This is a genomic window from Phyllobacterium sp. (genome assembly GCF_037994405.1).
Taxonomy (GTDB): domain Bacteria; phylum Pseudomonadota; class Alphaproteobacteria; order Rhizobiales; family Rhizobiaceae; genus Phyllobacterium.
Genome location: NZ_JBBNAN010000122.1, coordinates 1 through 2,756, shown reverse-complemented (window position 1 = coordinate 2,756; position 2,756 = coordinate 1). Strand labels below are relative to the sequence as shown.

Here is a 2,756-nt window from a genome sequence, read left to right as displayed (position 1 = left end):
CAACAGCAGTACCGGCGGCAATGCCACGATCACAAACAACAATACCGGTCTGACGCTCATTCGTGGAACAAGCTCGGCTGGAAATGCCGTCATCACCAACAATAGTGGTGGCCGGACGATTTTTGATGATAGCGGCTCCGCGGGCAACGCCACAATTACCACCAATGCCGGTGGACAAACGACGTTCTTCACGAACAGCACCGGTGGTAATGCCCGGCTGATTGCCAATGGCACGGGCCTGGTTGATTTTTCCAATGGCACGACCACCAACACCGCGGGTTCCCTCGAAGGCAACGGCCAGTTCTTTCTCGGCGGCGTGACACTGACGGTCGGCTCGAACAATCTCTCGACCGAAGTCTCCGGGACCATTCAGGATGGAGGGACCGGCGGCGGAACCGGTGCCTCGCTGGTCAAGGTCGGCACTGGCAAACTGACATTGTCGGGAAATAATACCTACACCGGCGGTACCACCGTTCAGGCCGGCACGCTGTCCGTCAACGGTACTCTGGCCGGAGCGCTTCAGGTATTGAACGGCGGCACGCTCGGAGGCACCGGCACGGTCGGAAACACAATGATTGCTTCAGGCGGCATGATTGCGCCGGGCAATTCAATCGGGACACTCAACGTCAATGGAAACATAACCCTCGCCGCTGGATCGGTCTATGACGTGGAGATTACGTCTGCGGGAACGTCAGATCGCATCGCGGCCACCGGCGTTGCGACGTTGCAGAGCGGGTCCGTATCGGTCGCCGAACTCGATGTGACAACGAGCTACCAGACAGGTCAGACCTACCGCATTCTCACGGCACAGGGTGGCGTAAACGGGGCGTTCAATCCGAACGTCATGACCAATTCCGCCTTTCTTGACGCAACACTCGCGAACACTGCAAACGCCGTCGATCTGACGATCTCCATTATACAAACACCCGCAGGAGGTCCCTTCACAACCGCTGCCAACACAAAAAATCAGATTGCAACGGCAGATGCGCTCAACACTTTGCAGCAGAGCGGAGCGTCGCTCGCACTTTACAACAAGCTGCTTGTCCTGGATGCAGCCTCCGCGCGCACCGCTTTCGATGCGCTATCTGGTGAAGTTTACGCCTCCACGGCAACCGCCCTGATCGAAGACAGCCGTTTCATCCGTGATGCGGCGAACAACAGGATCCGCGCAGCTTTCAATGGCGTGGCTGCCGCACCGGTACCGGTCATGGCCTACGCTGACGGCGGGCCCCAGACGACAGCCGCATTGAGGGAACAATTTAGCGTTTGGGGCACGGGCTTTGGCAATTGGGGTTCGACGGACAGCGATGGAAATGCGGCTGGCCTTGATCGCACGACCGGCGGCTTTCTTATAGGAGCCGATGCTCTGATCGTCGACAACTGGCGCCTTGGCCTGCTTGCCGGTTATAGTCATACATCGTTCGATGTCGACGATCGGGATTCTTCCGGCGACAGCGACAACTACCACCTCGGCGTCTATGGCGGCTCGCAATGGGGCAATATCGGTTTCCGAGCGGGCGCAGCTTATACTTGGCACAATATCGATACCAGCCGCTCGGTGGTGTTTCCTGGATTCACAGACATTGTGTCCGCAGATTATGATGCCGGCACGGCACAGGTGTTTGGTGAGCTCGGCTACCGTATCGATGCAAACCGCGTTGCTTTCGAGCCATTCGCCAATCTCGCCTATGTCAACTTCAGGAATGATGGTTTCAACGAAACCGGCGGTGCCGATGCGCTCACAGGCAGCAAGACAACCACTGATGCCACGTTTACGACGCTGGGTGTGAGGGCTTCTACGGATTTTATGCTGGGTCGTGTCAATACGACAGCGCGTGGAATGCTGGGATGGCGGCACGCGTTTGGCGACACAACACCTGAAGCAAACCTTGCATTCACTGGCAGCGACACCTTTGTCATTTTCGGCGCGCCTATCGCTGAGGACGCCCTTGCACTTGAAGCGGGTCTCGATTTTAAGCTCTCATCCAGCGCGACCCTTGGCATTTCCTACAACGGCCAGCTCGCCAGCAAGGCGCAGGACAACGCATTCAAGGCCGACATCTCTTTCAAATTCTAAGCTTTGTCGCGTTGCGAACTGGAGGAGATCCGAAGGCACTCCCCTGTCGGTGGCATCGCACAGGCAGTTTGCCGACCTCACGCCATTCTCGCCAGGCCGAGTATTGCCAATCCTAAGTCGCCGCCTTTTCAATAGCCCGCACCAGGTCCGCTTGACCGTAGGGTTTGGTCAAAACGACTGAACGATTAACCTCCACGGCCTCCGGAAGCTTCGCATGTCCAGTCGCGAAAACGACACCGATGGCGGGATCTGCCAATCTGGCCAGCTTTGCCAGTTCGAAGCCCGACATATCCGGCAGTTCAATATCAACAAGAAAGACATTGAACGTCCGCTCTGCCAGCGCTTCCTTCGCTTCGGTAGCTGTCGCACTCACCGTCACTGCATGACCAAGGTGTTGCAGGATTTCCGTGACTTCGGTTCTGATGAGCGGATCATCCTCACAAACGAGAACCGACAATGATGTCTTTGCTTGCGTGTTGCTCAAAACTGTCTCCGGCCATATGGCGCATCCCCAACTACGGGACATGTTGTAACAACCTACATGACGGTGGCCTTCCCGCGACCGTCAGACTGCCAAAGCCTCAGCCGCTGCGATCGCCGACATATTGACAATACCCCGGCTGGTTACCGACGGAGCCAGGATATGTGCCGGGCGCTTGGTACCCATCAGAATGGGGCC

At 57.2% G+C, this 2,756-nt stretch carries 3 protein-coding genes; 1 reads left to right on the top strand and 2 read right to left on the bottom strand.

Annotated features, from left to right (window positions below; all coding sequences use genetic code 11):
- Window positions 1-2,077: autotransporter domain-containing protein (locus AAAC48_RS07585; RefSeq protein WP_340653602.1), on the top strand; the 2,077-nt coding region annotated here is incomplete at its 5' end.
- A 112-nt stretch (window positions 2,078-2,189) separates the two neighbouring features.
- Here AAAC48_RS07585 and AAAC48_RS07580 read toward each other — a convergent pair.
- Together AAAC48_RS07580 and AAAC48_RS07575 are read right to left on the bottom strand one after the other, a co-directional pair.
- Window positions 2,190-2,561: a response regulator gene (locus tag AAAC48_RS07580; protein ID WP_340653601.1), complete on the bottom strand. Its 372-nt coding sequence runs from the start codon at window positions 2,559-2,561 to the stop codon at window positions 2,190-2,192.
- 81 nt (window positions 2,562-2,642) lie between these two features.
- The gene (locus AAAC48_RS07575; RefSeq protein WP_340653603.1) at window positions 2,643-2,744 is read right to left on the bottom strand and encodes a hypothetical protein; all 102 of its coding nucleotides are present in this window, start codon (window positions 2,742-2,744) and stop codon (window positions 2,643-2,645) included.
- Between the last annotated feature and the right edge of the window lie 12 nt (window positions 2,745-2,756).

Excerpts from the sequence above, each read along its gene's own strand:
- AAAC48_RS07575 (WP_340653603.1), bottom strand. The coding sequence starts at position 2,744 with ATGGGTACCAAGCGCCCGGCACATATCCTGGCTCCGTCGGTAACCAGC.